Source organism: Desulfobaculum senezii (assembly GCF_054657395.1).
On record NZ_BAAHYU010000002.1, the window covers coordinates 1,016,987 to 1,030,590 of the forward strand.

Sequence of the window (13,604 nt, forward strand, 5' to 3'; positions counted from 1 at the left end):
GGCATCTTTTCTCACTTCTCGTCTTAACCCAATTCACAGGCACGAAAAAAGGCTCTCGATAGAATCGAGAGCCTTTTGATGACGATCTGGCGGAGAGGAGAGGATTTGAACCTCCGGTACCTTTCGGTACACACGCTTTCCAGGCGTGCTCCTTAAGCCGGACTCGGACACCTCTCCGCGTCGGGAAAGACTTCTAAGGAAAAGGGGAGCGCTTTGCAACCCCTTTTCCGGGATTTTTTAAAAAAAGTTGAAAGCCGGGGGCTTAGTCGGTCTTGGACGATGTGTCATCCTTGGCGGATTGGTCCTTCTTCTTGGGCTGCCAACTGCAGCTGTCCGAAGCGGGGCCTCAACCGTGAATGCCGAGTTTGGGCAAAATCACTTTGTTGAGGACAACGAAGACTCCCACGATGAGGAGCAGGGTCCAGAGTGCGTCCATAGGTCCTCCGTCTGTTTTGGGGCGGCGCGGTATCGCGCCGCGCTTTCACAGACTGTATATCCTCCTGATGGCGCGTCAATCCCCCCGGGAGTCAATACCGTCCTTTACTGGGCGTAGAAGGCCTTGATGGCGTCGCAGACGGTGCGTACGTCGTCATGATCCATACCCGGGAAAATGGGCAGGCTGAGGATTTCTCCGGCCATCTTTTCGGTAAGGGCGAGGTCGTCCGTGCGGCAGGTGGCTGTCCCGTCCACGAACAGCTTCTGCTTGTGTCCGGGGATGGGGTAGTGAATGCCGGTGCCTATTTCGCGCTCGCGCAGATACTGGATGAGCTCTTCGCGGCGGGGGGCGCGGATGACGTAAAGGTGATAGACGTGCGTGCAGCCTTCGCGCTCGTGCGGGGTGGTGACGGGCGTTCCGGCAAGCTGCGTATCGTAAATGGCGGCGATGTCGCGGCGCTGGGCGTTCTCGGTGGCGAGCCTGCCAAGGCGGATGCGCAGAAAGGCGGCCTGCATTTCATCCATGCGGCTGTTGCTGCCTGCCGTGACGCTCTCGTAGCGGCTGGCTTCGCCGTATTGCTTGAGCAGACGGATGCGCTGGTCCAGTTCGGCGTCGGCGCAGCAGATGGCGCCGCCGTCGCCAAGGGCGCCGAGATTCTTGGTGGGATAGAAGGAAAATGCCGCGGCATCGCCGATTTGTCCGGCGAGGCGGTCCTTGTAGGTGGCGCCGTGGGACTGCGCGCAGTCCTCCAGCAGGGCGACGCCGTTGGCGCGGCAGATTTCCGCGATGGGGTCCATGTCGCAGGACTGGCCGTACAGATGCACGGCCATGACGGCCTTGGTCTTTTGGGACAGCATGCGCTGTACGCTGGCGGGGGCGAGGGTGTATGTGGCCTCGTCGACCTCGGCGAAGACGGGGACGCCTCCTACGGCGAGGACGGCGTGGTAGCAGGGCAGCGCCGTATGCGCAGGCAGGATGACCTCGTCGCCGTGGCCAACGCCAAGGGCGCGCAGGGCGAGGACGAGGGCGTCCGTGCCGTTGCCAACGGTGATGGCGTGGTCGCGGCCCAGCCAGTGGGCGAGTTCATTTTCAAAGGCGTCCACCTCCGGTCCCATGAGGTACCAGCCGCGTCCCATGACGCGTTCGAAGGCTTCGCGCAGGTCGTTTTCAAAGGGCGCGGTTTGCGCCTTGAGGCTATTGAACGGGATTCCCATTGCTTTAACTCCGCTATGGCGGTTGTGGTTATGGTCTGGGGTCTGTGTACCTGCGCGGACGGGCTTTGGCAAATGGGGTAAGCGTTGTGGGCCGAGAGGACGGAAGTGATGAAAAAGGCGGTTGAGGAGGGGGAACGAAAAAGGGGAGACCTGACGGCCTCCCCCGAGATATGCGGCGCATGTGCGCGGCGGCGACGGACGGGCTAGATGCCCATCACGTTGTAGCCAGCATCAACATACATCACTTCGCCCGTCGTGCCGGAGCCAAGGTCCGAGGCAAGATACAGGGCGGCGCGGCCCACGTCTTCCTGCGTGACATTGCGGCCGAGGGGGGCGCGCTCCTCAATGTGCGAGAGGATGGACTTGAAGCCCGAGATGCCGGACGAGGCCAGCGTCTTGATGGGCCCGGCGCTGATGGCGTTGACACGCACACCCTTTTTGCCGAGGTCCGAGGCGAGGTAGCGGACGCTGGATTCCAGCGCGGCTTTGGCAACACCCATGACGTTGTAGTTGGTGATGACCTTTTGGGAGCCGTGATAGGTCATGGTCAGCACGGAGCCGTTTTCGCTGAGCATGTCCTCAAAGGCATGACAGACGGCAACGAGGGAGTAGGCCGAAACGTCGAGCGCCAGCTTAAAGCCGTCGCGCGAGGTGTCGATAAAGCGTCCCTTCAGGTCGTTGCGGTCGGCGTAGGCGACGGAATGGACGATGATGTCCACATCCCCCCACTGCTCACGAACGTAGTCCGCAGCGCTTGCCACGGCGGCGTCGTCAGAGAGGTCCGCCTTGATGATGAACTCGCCGCCGAGTTCTTCGTTGATGGGTTCTATGCGTTTTTGAACGGCGTCGGATGCGTAGCTGAATGCCAGCCGGGCACCCTGCGCCTTAAATTCCTTGGCCACGGCGTAAGCGATGCTTCGCTGGTTGGCCACGCCGAAGATGAGAGCCTTTTTCCCTTCAAGCAGCATGTGGTTCCTCCTTTTACGGCACCGAACATAAACGTGGCCGCCCGGATAAGCAACCGGGCGGCCATGGGAAACTGCAATTCTTTACGCTATGTGCGTGGCGGCGGCAAGAACCTTTGGGGCGGGAAGGCCCCTTTTGACGCCGCTGCAAGGGGTGCGGGGCGTGCTAGGCAAGAGCGGGCTCCTGCCGCGCAGCGATGAATTCTGCCTTGAGGGTGTCCATCAGTTCGCGCACGGAGATAATTTCCTTGATGCGGTGAACGTTGGCACCGGCAAAGGCGAAGCCGTGTTTCAGCTTGCCCTTCTTGGCATTGGCGAGGGCCACGGCAATGCAGTAGGGGCTTTTGGTATAGTCGCAGGTCTTGATGCAGTGGAAGGGGCATTTAAAGGGCTTGCGCTTGCCGTTTTCCACATCATCGATGAACGGGCTGCGAATGGCGCGGCCGGGCATGCCCACCGGACTTTTGATGATTTTGATGTCATCCTTTGTGGCGTCCACGTAGGCCTGCTTGAAGGCGTGGTCAGCGTCGCACTCGTGGGTGGCGACAAAACGGGTGCCCATTTGCACTCCCGAGGCGCCGCGGTCCAGCATGGCGCTGATGTCCGCGCCGGTATACACGCCGCCTGCGGCGATGATCGGAATGTGCGCGCCGTGTTCTTCCTCAAAGGGTTTGACCGCGTCCACAACATCATCAACAAGATTTTCAACGCGGAACTCGGGGTTGTCGAGGTCTTCCGCCTTGAAACCCAGGTGGCCGCCAGCCTTGGGGCCTTCCACAACAAAGCCGTCGGGCAGGTAGTCGAACTTGGCGAGCCATTTTTTGCAGATGACTTTGGCCGCACGCCCGGAGCTGACAATGGGCACAAGGCGGGTTTTGGTCTCATCCGAGAGATATTTGGGCAGGTCAAGAGGCAGTCCGGCACCGGAGAAGATGACGTCCGCACCTTCCTTGATGGAGGTCTTGACCATGTCGGCGAAGTTGGTGAGGGCAACCATGACGTTGACGCCGATGATGCCGTCCGTCTTTTCGCGGGCGGTGCGGATTTCGCGCGCGAGGGCGCGGCGGTTTGCCTCGTCGGGGTTTTGGGCCAGGTCCGGTTCGTTTTGGCCGATCATGGCCGCAGCGATAACGCCAACGCCGCCCTGATTAGCCACTGCCGAAGCAAGACCGGACAACGAAATGCCAACGCCCATGCCACCTTGGACAATGGGGATACGCGCCACAAGGTCGCCGATGTGCAGCTCCGGCATTTTGATGTCCGGGAATTTGATCTCCGGCATCTTCATTTCAGGAACCTTGAACTCGGGCATGCGCAGTTCGGAGATTTTCATGGAACTCCTTCCAGAATTTGTATTGACTAAATTGCTTGCGCAACCATCACGGTGTGAAATTAAGTGCGCGCAATGGATGTGCACCGCCGTTATGTACCCCAGCGGCGCAGATGTCAAGGAATGGCGCAGTGGTGGTGGGCGTGGAGGGAGGACGGTAGAGGAGAAAAAGGCGGGGAATGCCGCAGAGATAAAAGGCCCGCAGCGGGGCTGCGGGCCTTTGGAGACTGTGGGCGCGGACGCGGGGCGTGCGCCTAGTGCGGCGGCTAGACTGTGGTAAACGGCTTGCCGGTGAGGTGCTGGTAGGCCTCGGCGTACTTGGCGCCGGTCTTTTCGATGACCTCGCTTGTCAGTGTGGGCGGCGGCGGAGTCTTGTCCCAGTCCTGCTTGGAGAGCCAGTCGCGCAGGTACTGCTTGTCAAAGCTGGGCTGGGTGACGCCGGGAGCGTAGCCCTGCATGGGCCAGAAGCGCGAGGAATCGGGCGTGAGGACTTCGTCAATGAGGGTAAGGTGGCCGTCCACCATGCCGAACTCAAATTTGGTGTCCGCAATGAGGATGCCCTTCTCCGCAGCAAAGTCGCGGGCGCGGGAGTAGATGTCCAGCGAGGTGGTTTGCACCTTGTCCAGCAGGTCGGCGCCGATGAGGTCACGGGCCTGCGTCAGGGTGATGTTCTCGTCATGCTCGCCAAGCTCGGCCTTGGTGGAGGGCGTGAACAGCGGCTCGGGGAGCTTTTCGGATTCCTGCAGGCCGTCCGGCAGGGGATAGCCGCAGACGGAACCCGTGCGCTGGTAGTCCTTCCAGCCGGAGCCGGTGATGTAGCCGCGGACGATGCATTCGATGGGCAGAGGCTTCGCCTTCTTGACGATGACGGCGCGGCCTTCCAGTTCCTCGGCGTAGGGCGCAAGGGCTTCGGGGAAGTCGGCGACATCGGAGGCAATGAGGTGGTTCGGGACGATGTTTTTGAACATCTCCATCCAGAACATGGTGATCTGGTTCAGGATGACGCCCTTGAACGGGATGGGTTCGTTCATGATGACGTCAAAGGCGGACATGCGGTCCGTGGTGACGATGAGGAGCTGGTCCTCGGCGAGGTCGTAGATGTCACGCACCTTGCCACGTGAAGTCAGGGGAAATTCCTTGATTTGAGTCTCAGTCACGACCTTCATGGAATCGTTCTCCTTCATAAAGGATATGATGGTTGGCGGTGTGCACTGCATAATAGAAAAAGAAACGGTTTGGAACCCCCGTTTTTGCAGTGATTTCCGCTTTTGTGCAGGACAGGAAAGAAAAATTGCGGGGCCGGTGCGTTGGGGCGGTGGCTCCGCAGGGTGCCGCATCTGGTCAGGGCGGCAAAGAGAAGCCCCCGCTCAGCAGGCGAGCGGGGGCTTGGACATTATTTAGTGAAGCGTTTCTCCACACTGCGCGCGTGGGCTTCCAATCCTTCAAGGCGCGCAAGGCGGGCGATTTTGCTGCCATGGGCGGCTGTGAAGCTTGGCTGTGTGGCAATGACGCTGGAGCGCTTGAGGAACGTCTGAACCGACAAGGCCGAGGAGAACCGCGCAGTGCCCAGCGTGGGCAGGACGTGATTCGGTCCGGCGAAATAGTCGCCCACGGGTTCCGGGGCGTGGTGCCCCATGAAAATGGCACCCGCATGGCGGATGTGGCCGAGCAGGGCCCATGGGTCGTCAACAGCAAGCTCAAGATGCTCCGGAGCGATGCGGTTGACGATGTCTGTGGCGGTTTCGAGGCTGTCACAGGTAATGATGGCGCCCCAGTCACGCAGGGATTGCGCGGCAATCTCGGTGCGGGGGAGTTCCTGAAGCTGTCTGGACAGGGCTTCCCGGACGCGCCCGGCAAGGCCTTCGTCCGTCGTGACAAGCACGGCGGAGGCGAGGGCGTCGTGCTCCGCCTGCGACAGCATATCTGCCGCCAGCCATTCAGGGTCGGCGGAGGCGTCAGCGAGAATGGTGATTTCGCTCGGTCCGGCAATCATGTCGATACCGACGCGGCCTGTCAGCAGGCGTTTGGCCGTGGTGACAAAGATGTTGCCCGGCCCGGCGATGACATCAACGGGCGTAATGGTTTGCGTGCCGTGAGCCAGCGCGGCGATACCCCACGCGCTCCCGGCGCGGACGATATCCGTAATGCCAAGGATGTGGGCTGTTGCAAGAAGTGTGGGGTTCAGCGTGCCGTCGGGGCGCGGCGGGGACACCACAGTAATATTCTGCACGCCAGCAACCTGCGCCGGGATGGCGTTCATCAGCAGGCTGGAGATAAGCGGCGTCTGCCCGCCCTGACCACCGGGCACATACAGGCCCACACGGTCCACGGGCGTGACCATCTGGCCGAGGATGGTGCCGTCGGCCTGTGTGGTCCACCACGAGTTTTCCTTCTGGCGTTCGTGAAAGGCGCGGATGTTGGCGACGGCTTCACGAATGATAGCAAGGTCCTCGGCCGGAACCTCACGCAGGGCGGCTTCACATTCATGATGATGCACATGCAGATGCTCGGCGGTGAGGGTGTCGCAGTCGAACTTGCGTCCATATTCCGCAATGGCTTCGTCGCCGCGCTCCCGGACATCGGCAAGGATGTCGAGCACAAGAGCGTCAACGTCGTGTCCGGGATTGTCGCGTCCGGACAGCCACTGGCGGATACCGTCGAAATCTTCGGGACCGCAATAGGCGATCTTCCGGCAGGGCATGATGCATCTCCTTAGGATGGATTGATGAATGTGCGGCCTGAAAAGCCGCGCCGTTGTAACGTCTGGACAGAGAGATATAGGAGAGAGCCGGGGAAAAGTCGAGAGGGGATGTTGTGTGTAGGGGAGGGGAGGAGAATGGGGAGGTGATGGGAAGCCTTGTGAGGCGCGGGGGTGCGTCTGGAGCTTGGAGGTAGCAGGAGGGGGGGCGGTGTGGGGAAGTGGCGGTGGGTGTGAAGCAGGAAGAGAGTGGCCAAGGAGGGGGGCAGGCGAGCGAAGAGTCTGAAAGGGGAAGGCAGGTGCGGGTCAGGAGTGAGAGCGATGAGGAGAAGGGTGCTTTCCTGATACCGATAAAAAAAGGTTCATCTCCCAATTCCGGGGGAAACATAAAAAATTGAGGACAACGGAAACCCTCAGTAATCTCGACAGTTGCACAACAGACGAGAGCTACAAGGAGGGCACCGTTGTCCAAGGGCAAGATTACCCGGTTGTTGTGTCCTACTAACGTTCTTCTCTGACAGACTCGAGGTACTCGTTAATAGTTTCTATGGGACGACGTCCCATGCTCCTATACCCTTGGTGCGAGCGTTCAGTATTGTAATAGGTCAGCCAAGTGTCCAGGTCGGCCTGGAGTGCTTCTACAGTCTCATAAAGCGTTGTTCTGAAGGCTTCTCGAAAGAACTCATCAAGCACAGTGCCATTAAACCGCTCGACAAAGCCATTTGTGCGAGGTGATCGCACCTTGGTACGGCGGTGTTCAATCTCGTTGAGGGACAGATAGAGTTCATATGGATGGGTCTCGGTGCCGCAAAATTCCCTGCCGTTGTCAGTAAGGACAGCGGAAACGGCAATTTCCTTTTCCTCGTAGAACGGCATGACGTCGTTGTGCAGGACGGAAACGGCAGCCTCTGGCCGCTTGCTGGTATGCAGAAAGCCGAAGGCATAGCTTGAGAAGGAATCGACGACGACATGCAGGTAAACTCGCCCCACTCCTTTGAGACGTCCCACGTAAAAGGTGTCTTGGCACAACAGCTCCCCAGGGCGAGAACTCTCGACGTGTCGTTCTTTAAAAACGGGATTTTGTTTTTCAATGAAAGCGACCTGTTCGCCCGATAATTCAATGGGTTCGCCAGATTGCTTCTGCTCTAGCTTAAGCCAGCGGTCGTACTTGGTGCCCATTCCATTCTTGATCAAGATGTTTTGAATGGTAGGGGAGCTCACCGAAACACCGATGAGTTTGAGCTGATTGGAAAGGCGAACGCACCCCCAAGCAGGATGAGCCAGGCTCAATTCCAAGATTTGCTCGACCACCTCCTCGGAGGTGGTGAAAGGGTGGGACTTCGGAATAGGCGGCAGATCTTTGAGCCCTTCAAGGCCGTGAGTCTGGAAACGCCGCTTGTACTCGTAGAATTGACTACGATGCATGCCGCGTCGCCGGCAGGCTTCGCTGACGTTTCCCAAGCTCTCTGCAAGCTCAAGCACACTCATACGCTGGCGGGCGACTTTCTCTGCAGCTTTCATGGGGCCTCCATCGTGAGACTGTACCCCAAAATCTGTCTGAGAACTAACCTAGTAGGTCAGTTTATATCCTCAAGGAGGATTTGAAGCGACTCTGGGACTACCGATACTCCAAAGCTGCCAAGCGGTTTTGGAAAGGTTGGTACCGCCGCGCCATGCAAAGCCGAGTCGAGCCGCTCATTAAATTCGCTAAGCGCCTCAAACCTTACATCACGGGCATTATCTCACACTGCCGATATCCGCTACACACCAGCCTGCTCGAAGGGATCAACAACAAGATCAAGGTGATCAAACGGATGGCCTACGGCTTTCTCGACGACGAGTACTTCTTTCTCAAAATCAGAGCAGCCTTCCCCGGAATTGGGAGATGAACCTAAAGAAAAAGGGCGGGGTCCGAAGACCCCGCCCGAGATGGCAGACATTAAATCTCGAAATGTGATTTAGAAGTCGTACTTCAGGTAGAACGCGGCCTTGTAGGCGTCGTCGTCTGCCGGATCGTCGCCCCAAACGTCTTCGTCCTTGTCCAGATTGATGTAGCCGAGCTCGACGATAGCGGCCAGGTTCTCGTAGATCTGGTAGGTGGAGTCGAAGTTGACTTCCCAGAAGGAGTCTTCGTCAGTGATGAAGTACGCGCTGTCGTTCCGCTTTTTTGCGGTCCAGTCTTCAAGCAGTTCACCATCAGTGGTGCCCTGGCCGTACATCACGATCACCTTGTGGGAGAGGTCTTCCACGAAGGAGAAGTCAGCGAGGTAAGCGCCAATGGCCCACAGGTCGTAGCGGTCGCCGCCAGCAAGCTTGCTGTCCTGGCCGCCGGACTGAGCGCCGGAGAAGCCGAAGTGGGTCGGGGCGAAGCCGGAGTCGTTCAGAGTAGGCATGGTGTTGGAACCGTCGGTAGCGGCGTCTTCGTCATCACCGGAGCCGTACATGCCCATGAGGCCGAGGGTACCGAAGCCCATCTTGTACTCAGCGCCGAGGTCCATGAACCAACCGGAACGGTCGTTTTCTTCGTCGTCGGCATTGACGGCGCCGTAGATGATGTCACCCTTGAAGGTGAAGGGATCGAACATGGTAACTTCGAAGTTCATGCCACCGTACCAGACGGAGGAAGAATCTTCGACACGGGTATCAGGACCACCAGCGGCATTGGCGAGACCCTTGATGGCAAACAGGTCCATGTCGTCATCGGCGGCATAGTTGTAGAGGTCGTTGCCAATCTGACCGTAGATGAGGTAAGGGGTCACGCCGAAGCCTTCGCCCTGAACCGGCAGAATAGCAGTGAACAGATCGATGTCGTCGTTGCTCTTCTTTTCATCACGACTATCGGCGTTAGTGATGCCATCAGAAAGGGCGCGCACCCAACCAACGGTCAGGCCAACCTGCTCAGTGATAGGGGAGGACACGAGGATGCCAGCGGCGTCGTCGTCAAAGATGGGGGAGCCGTAAGCGGCCTTCCAAGTGACGGGCTGCAGGCCAACACGGGCGGACACGGAAGTGCCGGGCACCATGAAGTTGGTGTAAGCGTGCTTAACCTTGACAGTATTGCCGTCGGTGCCAAGGTCGCCACCTTCAGCTTCGCTACCCCAAGTGGTGTTGATCTCGAAACCGAGAACAGCGTTCAGGGACTCGGAAGAAACGTAGTCGAAGTAGACGCGAACACGCTGTTTCGCGTTGAAGTTGTTTTCATCAGCGGCTTCTTTGTTGAAGTCGTCACCTTCGTCCAACCAGGTCAGGTTGTGGACGAACTGAGCCTTCATCTGGACTTCCTTGGCGGAAGCAAAGCCCGCCACGCCCATGACAAAAGCGGCCACGAGGGCCAGAGTCAGAATGCGTTTCATTTTAGATTCCTTCTTTGTTTTGCGTTTCAATCGCATAACGAGATGTCTGCCATCTTGCGAACCTGGTTGCGCCCAAGTTCAGCTTCGTTGATTATCTGTTTTTTTTTGAGGAATCAACCTTTGAGCGTGGAAAAAATGACATTAGGACAAAATTTTGTACCGTATAATTTTTTGTCCCTCATTTCGTGGCGATAAGAGGAAAAGCCTTGTATTGCTCCGTGGGGGCAAGTTGGTTGGAACACGAAGCAGGCTCTCTTCGCCTGCGATGGAATTGGTTGTCGGAATAGAATGCCTGTTTTGACGAAAATGTAACAGGTCGGTGGGGAAGGGCTCACAAGACAAGGCGCGGGGACTGGTGTACATGGGGCGTATGTTCGAATTTGACCCGAAACGTTATCCACAGTCGCCCGGCGTGTACCTGATGAAGGATTCGCGCGGGCGCATTATATATGTCGGCAAGGCCAAGAGTCTTCGGGCGCGGCTTTCGTCGTATTTTCGCAGTCCCGGCCAGCAGACGCCCAAGACACGCATCATGGTGGGACGCATAGCCGCCATCGAGACGCTTCATACCGCCACGGAGAAGGAAGCCCTGCTCCTTGAGGCGAGCCTTATCAAGAAGCATCGCCCGCGCTACAACATCGTGCTGCGTGATGATAAGCAGTATGTCCTTATGAAGCTCTCCAAGCGGCATGACTACCCGCGGCTGACCATGACGCGAAAGGTTGTCCGCGATGGTTCCGTGTACTACGGCCCGTTCACCTCCGCCGCAGCCGCCCGCGCCACATGGAAAATCATGGGGCGTATGTTTCCGCTGCGCAAATGTACGGACAAGGTGTTTGCCAACCGCGTGCGCCCCTGCTTGTACCATCACATTGGGCAGTGCCTTGCCCCGTGTGTGAAGGTCGTCCCGCAGGAGGATTACGCCACGGTTGTACGGCAGGTGGAGCTCTTCCTTGCCGGGCGTACCGGGGAGCTTACCGAGGATTTGACCGTGCAGATGCAGGCGGCCTCTGAGGCGCTGGAGTTTGAGAAAGCCGCCCAGATTCGTGACCAGCTGCGGGCAGTGCAGATGACGGTGGAACGCCAGAGCGTGGTCATGCAGACGCGCTCCGACCTTGACGTTGTCGCTGTTGCGGAGACGCATGGCGGCCTTGGCTTGGCACTGATGTTTATCCGGCAGGGGCGGCTTCTTGGCCGCAAGTCGTTCTTCTGGTCCGGCCTTGGGCTGGAGGAGGGGGGCGAGGCCGTGTCCGGCTTCCTCATGCAGTTCTACTCCCAAAGCCGGTTTGTACCGGAACGCATTCTGTTGCCGTGGGAGCCAGACGACCCGGTTTTGGCCGACGTCTTGGCCGAGCATCGGCAGGGACCGGTTCGGCTGCGTACCGCGCGCTCCGGCGATGAGAAAAAGCTCCTTGAACTGGCCCGTGCCAACGCCGCACAGGCCGCGCCGTCCGAAAGTGAGGCCCCGCTTGAGGAATTGCTGATGAAGGCGCTTCGGCTCCCGCATCCTGCGCGGCGTGTGGAGTGTATTGATATTTCGCACCTTGGCGGCAAGGGCATGCGGGGCGGGCAGGTTGTGTTTGAGGACGGCCGCCCCGCCAAGAGTGAGTACCGCACGTATACCTTCGAGGAACTTGAAGGCAGCGGCGACGACTATGCGGCTCTTGCCGCGTGGGCGACGCGCCGTGTTGCGTCCGATGCCCCGCCGCCGGACCTTGTGCTTATCGACGGTGGACGGGGGCAGGTTGCGGCGGTGCAACGCGCGCTGGAGGAGGCAGGCCGCCCGGCGGCGTGGCCTATTGCAGGCATCGCCAAGGCCGTTGGTGAGCCGGGCGCCGGTCCAGACCGCCGCGCGGGCGCTCTGGATGACAGAATTTTTCTGCCGGGGCGCAAGAATCCGCTTCCGCTCAAGGCTGGCAGTCCGGAGCTCCTGTTCCTGCAGCGCGTGCGTGATGCGGCGCATTCTTTCGTTATTGGGCGCCAGCGTGCGGGGCGGACCAAGAAGATGCTCAGTAGCGAGTTGACCAGCCTTTCCGGCATTGGCCCCAAGATGGCGCGGCAGTTATGGGACGCCTTTGGCTCCATCGACGCCATGCGCGCGGCATCAGTGCAGGACCTCCGGCGTGTCCCGGGGCTGGGGCCCAAACGCGCCGAGGCGCTGCATCAGGCCCTCCGCCAGCTCAAAGGGGAGTCTGAATAGCGCCGGGAGCACGGCGTATTCTGTCAATGTGCAGTGTGGATGGCTTGACGCCTAATTCGGATTGTTTTAATCGGGTTGCTGGGCCGTCAGGCTTACAGCGTCGCAGACTTCATGGATTGTATGAAACGAATAGAGATAGACCGATGAAATTATCCGCCCGTTCGCGCTATGCGGCCCGGCTCCTGCTGGAGCTGGCGCAGCATGCTGGCGCCGCCCCCATTAAGGCGTCCTACCTTGCTGAACGTACAGGCATTTCCGTTCAGTTTATCGAGCAGATTATCAAGCCGCTGAAGAAGGGCGGTTTGGTGCACAGTTTGCGCGGTGCCAGCGGCGGCCATAGCCTCGCTGTGGAGCCGCAGGATGTGACCCTCGCCCGCATTGTTGAGATTATGGAAGACGGCATTTCGTTGACCAAGTGCTGCGCGGATCCCAACTCCTGCGGCCGCGTGGACGACTGTAAAACACGGAGCGCATGGATGCATGCGTCCAAAGCGCTGCGAGAAGGGCTGGAAGCCATCAGCTTGGCCGACCTTATGGATTCTCCGGCGTCCTCAGCGTCGCTGTTGGCGGATGACCCTGTGGATGGGGAGTCCTAGCGGCGCGCCAAAAGCGCAGAAGAATGAAAAAGACCGACGCGGCGAGCCGTGTCGGTCTTTCTTTTATGATAATGGGCGCTGCCTGTGGGGGCGGTCTGAAGCCAGCGTGTGTTTATGACAGCGTCAGCGGCTCGCCAATGGTGGCGGAGAGGAGCGTCGTCTTTGGCGCGCGGGTGGCAAGCTCGTCAGCAAAGGCCGCAGTGCTCTGTTCCAAAACGGGGAAGGTGCCCCAGTGCATAGGCAGGACATTGCGGCAGCCGAGTAGCGAACACGCCAGCGCGGCCTGCGCCGGGTCCATGGTGAACACGCCGCCGATGGGCAGCAGGGCGAGGTCTATGGAATAGAGTTGTCCCCATAGTTCCATGGAACTGAAAATGCCCGTGTCACCGGCGTGGTAGATGGTGTAGCCATCCTCCAGGGTGATGATGTAGCCGGTTGGCGCGCCGGATTCGCTGGAGTGGAAGGCCTGCGTCATGGTGACGCGCACTCCGCCAAGGTCCAGCGTCCCTCCAATGTTCATGCCGATGCCGTTGGCAATCTGTCCTGCCGGAACGCCAGCCTGCTGCAGTTTTTCCGCAGTGCCGACAATGGCGACCAACTGCGCGCCTGTGCGGGTACAGATGTCCACAGCGCTGCCAACATGGTCCCCGTGGTCGTGGGTGATGAGGACGGCGTCGGCCTCGGTGATGTCTGCGCCGGAAATGGGCGCGGCGGGGTTGCCGTCAAAAAATGGGTCGACAAACAGCGTGCGCGATGGCGTCTGAATCTTGAAATTGGCGTGCGAGTACCAGGTGATGGTGCTTGGCATGTGT

At 59.3% G+C, this 13,604-nt stretch carries 10 protein-coding genes, 1 tRNA gene and 1 pseudogene; 3 read left to right on the plus strand and 9 right to left on the minus strand.

Annotated features, from left to right (window positions below; genetic code table 11):
* Window positions 1-87: 87 nt before the first annotated feature.
* The 7 genes from ACYQ2T_RS05385 to ACYQ2T_RS05415 all read right to left on the minus strand — a co-directional run bounded on the left by ACYQ2T_RS05385 (window position 88) and on the right by ACYQ2T_RS05415 (window position 8,164).
* Window positions 88-177, minus strand: a tRNA-Ser gene (locus tag ACYQ2T_RS05385).
* A gap of 363 nt (window positions 178-540) precedes the next feature.
* On the minus strand, window positions 541-1,650 hold the full coding sequence (locus ACYQ2T_RS05390; RefSeq protein ID WP_459899055.1) for a DegT/DnrJ/EryC1/StrS family aminotransferase: 1,110 nt from the start codon (window positions 1,648-1,650) through the stop codon (window positions 541-543).
* Between the two features lie 203 nt (window positions 1,651-1,853).
* The gene (locus ACYQ2T_RS05395; protein WP_404844416.1) at window positions 1,854-2,618 is read right to left on the minus strand and encodes an enoyl-ACP reductase FabI; all 765 of its coding nucleotides are present in this window, start codon (window positions 2,616-2,618) and stop codon (window positions 1,854-1,856) included.
* Window positions 2,619-2,781: 163 nt separating this feature from the next.
* Window positions 2,782-3,873, minus strand: a complete 1,092-nt coding sequence (locus tag ACYQ2T_RS05400) for an NAD(P)H-dependent flavin oxidoreductase (RefSeq protein WP_459900087.1) — start codon at window positions 3,871-3,873, stop codon at window positions 2,782-2,784.
* A 338-nt stretch (window positions 3,874-4,211) separates the two neighbouring features.
* Complete coding sequence (locus tag ACYQ2T_RS05405) at window positions 4,212-5,111, minus strand: phosphoribosylaminoimidazolesuccinocarboxamide synthase (protein ID WP_459899058.1); 900 nt, start codon at window positions 5,109-5,111, stop codon at window positions 4,212-4,214.
* Between the two features lie 227 nt (window positions 5,112-5,338).
* Window positions 5,339-6,646 carry a histidinol dehydrogenase gene (gene hisD, locus ACYQ2T_RS05410; RefSeq protein WP_459899060.1) on the minus strand — a complete coding sequence of 436 codons (1,308 nt, stop codon included), beginning with the start codon at window positions 6,644-6,646 and terminating at the stop codon, window positions 5,339-5,341.
* Between the two features lie 498 nt (window positions 6,647-7,144).
* Window positions 7,145-8,164, minus strand: coding sequence for an IS481 family transposase (locus ACYQ2T_RS05415; protein WP_459899062.1), 1,020 nt, complete (start codon window positions 8,162-8,164; stop codon window positions 7,145-7,147).
* A 56-nt stretch (window positions 8,165-8,220) separates the two neighbouring features.
* Here ACYQ2T_RS05415 and ACYQ2T_RS05420 point away from each other — a divergent pair.
* Window positions 8,221-8,532 (plus strand): annotated as a pseudogene (locus ACYQ2T_RS05420) (ISL3 family transposase); the annotation flags it as partial.
* Window positions 8,533-8,601: 69 nt separating this feature from the next.
* On the opposite strand, the gene ACYQ2T_RS05425 reads toward ACYQ2T_RS05420, so the two are convergent.
* Window positions 8,602-9,996, minus strand: a complete 1,395-nt coding sequence (locus tag ACYQ2T_RS05425) for an outer membrane homotrimeric porin (protein ID WP_459899064.1) — start codon at window positions 9,994-9,996, stop codon at window positions 8,602-8,604.
* Between the two features lie 370 nt (window positions 9,997-10,366).
* On the opposite strand from ACYQ2T_RS05425, the gene uvrC reads away from it, so the two are divergent.
* Window positions 10,367-12,196: an excinuclease ABC subunit UvrC gene (uvrC, locus tag ACYQ2T_RS05430; protein ID WP_459899066.1), complete on the plus strand. Its 1,830-nt coding sequence runs from the start codon at window positions 10,367-10,369 to the stop codon at window positions 12,194-12,196.
* 143 nt (window positions 12,197-12,339) lie between these two features.
* Window positions 12,340-12,792, plus strand: coding sequence for an RrF2 family transcriptional regulator (locus ACYQ2T_RS05435; RefSeq protein WP_459899068.1), 453 nt, complete (start codon window positions 12,340-12,342; stop codon window positions 12,790-12,792).
* 112 nt (window positions 12,793-12,904) lie between these two features.
* On the opposite strand, the gene ACYQ2T_RS05440 is transcribed toward ACYQ2T_RS05435, so the two are convergent.
* Complete coding sequence (locus ACYQ2T_RS05440; RefSeq protein ID WP_459899070.1) at window positions 12,905-13,600, minus strand: metal-dependent hydrolase; 696 nt, start codon at window positions 13,598-13,600, stop codon at window positions 12,905-12,907.
* Window positions 13,601-13,604: the final 4 nt, after the last annotated feature.